The organism is Polaromonas sp. P1_E3 (assembly GCF_056405935.1).
Genome location: NZ_JBFUBD010000820.1, coordinates 1 through 606 on the forward strand (window position 1 = coordinate 1; position 606 = coordinate 606).

At 58.9% G+C, this 606-nt stretch carries 1 protein-coding gene and 1 pseudogene; both read left to right on the plus strand.

The features are described 5' to 3' along the window. Nucleotides 1-309 (plus strand): ferredoxin reductase domain-containing protein (locus AC1D0Z_RS23730; RefSeq protein WP_477660564.1); only part of this gene is annotated, 309 nt, incomplete at its 5' end. Nucleotides 310-407: 98 nt separating this feature from the next. Next, nucleotides 408-606: pseudogene (locus tag AC1D0Z_RS23735) on the plus strand (TetR family transcriptional regulator); the annotation flags it as partial.

Sequence of the window (606 nt, forward strand, 5' to 3'; positions counted from 1 at the left end):
GTGGTGGACCATCTGCCCCAGCATGAGTTTCTCGGCGAATTGATCTCCAGGCAGTTGCTGTACTACCCCACCGTGACGCGCGAAGCGTACCGCAACATGGGCCGGGTTACTGACCTGATCGAAAGCGGGAAGATGCTGGCCGACCTGAAGCTGCCGGCGCTGAATCCGGCAAATGACCGCGTCATGATCTGCGGCAGCCCTGCCATGCTCAAGGACCTCAAGCACATGCTGGAAGGCAAGGGCTTCGTCGAAGGCAATACCTCCAAGCCGGGCGATTTCGTAATCGAACGCGCTTTTGCCGAGCAATAAAGGTGGCCGGGCCAGCTTTCAACTCACTGCATCGCAACGGAAATGCCGTTTCCCAACCCTCGCTTGATCATGCATAAACCGCGACTGGGTACCACTACATGACAGCCAAGACGGCCGGAATCATCAAACCGCGCATCGCAACAGCCAAACGCGTTCCAGCCAAGCGACCCGGCATTCGGGAGCAAGCCGCACAGACCACGCGCGACAATATCCTGCGCGCGGCGACCCGCGTCTTCGCACGCTACGGCTATGACGGCGGCAGTGTGGAGAAAATATCCAGATCGGCCAAGTCATTTG